Raw genomic sequence first — 1646 nt, 5'->3', positions numbered from 1 at the left:
GCCCCGGACCGGCCGAACTCGGGCTTCGCCGGGTCCGGCTTGCCCGGCTCGGCTTTCCCCGCCTCCTTCGCCGCGGACGGGCCGCCCGGTGCGCCGGCGATCCCGGGCTTGACCGCCTCTGTCGCGGGCTTGCTCGGGAACGCTGCAGAGGCGGCGCCCGCCCCGCCGGCAGGTCTGGCGTCGAGCTTCGCCGGATCGGCGGAGGGCTGGGCCGGGCGGCCGGGCTCGGCCTTCGTCGGCCCGGCGGTGATCGGAGGATCGGCGCGGCCGGCCTCCGGCTTCGGCGCCTGGGCCGAGGACGACGGAACGGCGGGCTTGGCCGTATCGGGCTTGATGGTATCGGGCTTGGCCGTATCGGGCTTGCCGGTCTCGGATTTGGCCGGCTCCGACTTGACGTGGACGCCCGGCGGCAGGGTCTCGGGCGGACGGCCCTGCGGCGTCGACACCGTTCCGGGCTTGCCGCCCTGGGTCTGGGGGGCGGTCGAGCTCGGGGCACCGTTCTTCGCGGCGCCCGGAGCCTGGGAGCCGGAATTCGGACGGTCGGCGTCGTTGGATGGTGGCTTCACGGCCGTTGTCTCTCCCGTCTCGACGTCCCGGGCGCGGCGGCTGTGCCGCGCGCCCCGATCCTAACGTTCCTCACGACCCGCGCCGGTGCGGGCGGCGCCTACCTATCACCGCCGCTTCCGCCCGGGCGAGACCCGATCTGACGGCGGCGCAGCGATGTCAGGACAGGCCCGCGAGGAGGTCGTCCTCGCGCGGTCGCCCAGCGACGAAATGGGCCGCGACCCCGGCTTGGTCCAGGGCTGCGGCCACGTCGTCCGACAGGCAGTAATGCCTCAACGCGCGGAAAGCTCCGCCGTGTCCGGCCGCTTCCGACAATCGATGCGCCACGCGCGCGCTGCGGCGGGAATAGTGCAGGGCGGCGTCGAGCCCTCCGGGGACGGCGGCGAAGGCCGCGAAGACCGGGTCCGGCAGGTGCGCCACCGCCTCGGCCGCGTAGGCGACGTGCGTCGCGATCCGGTAGCCGGCGGCCGTCAGCCGGGCGGCGGGTTCCGCCTTGCGCTCCGCGCCAGCCACGTGGAGCAGGGATGCCCCCGGCGCGACGGATCCCTGCACGATTGCTGCGAGCGCGGCGGCGTCGCCCGTCCCCGCCGTCACCGCGCCGAGCCGCGCTTCGGCGAGCGCCGCCGTCCGCGGGCCGACGGCGAAGACCGGGATTCCGCGCAGGGTGGCCGCCTCGGTCGTCGCGAGCAGCGCGTCGAGGGCGTTCGCGCTGGTGAGGATCAGCCCGTCGAACGGGCCCGGCGGCAGGGCTGCGCCGGTGGGGCGCACCACCAGCACCGGCGCCACCAGGGGCAGGTGGCCGAGCGCCGCCAGGCGTTCGCCGGTGCGTGCGGCGCCGGGCTCCGGCCGCGCCACCCAGACCCGCACGGCCTCACCCCTCCAGGGTGAGGCGGATGCCGTGATCGGCGGTGGCGCCGGGCGCCAGCAGGCGCTGCGCATCGCGTTCGGCGAGCTCGCCCGAGAATCCGGCCCAGTCGGCATGCCCGGTCCAGGCTTCGAGCGACAGGAACGGCGCGGTCGGCTTCGTCCACACGGCGAGGTGCGGAAAATCCTCGACCGCCATCCGGATCGCCCCCCCCCCC

The 1646-nt window shown here is 76.0% G+C and carries 1 protein-coding gene and 2 pseudogenes; all 3 read right to left on the bottom strand.

The features are described 5' to 3' along the window. Window positions 1-566 (bottom strand): annotated as a pseudogene (locus FV230_RS28095) (hypothetical protein); the annotation flags it as partial. A 157-nt stretch (window positions 567-723) separates the two neighbouring features. Continuing rightward, window positions 724-1431, bottom strand: coding sequence for a uroporphyrinogen-III synthase (locus FV230_RS28090; RefSeq protein WP_147844693.1), 708 nt, complete (start codon window positions 1429-1431; stop codon window positions 724-726). Window positions 1432-1435: 4 nt separating this feature from the next. Next, window positions 1436-1646 (bottom strand): annotated as a pseudogene (locus FV230_RS28085) (aldose 1-epimerase family protein); the annotation flags it as partial.

The sequence above is a fragment of the Methylobacterium sp. WL6 genome (assembly GCF_008040095.1).
Classification (GTDB): domain Bacteria; phylum Pseudomonadota; class Alphaproteobacteria; order Rhizobiales; family Beijerinckiaceae; genus Methylobacterium.
The sequence above is the reverse complement of the archived record's forward strand: the minus strand, read 5'-3'. Positions and strand labels throughout refer to the sequence as shown.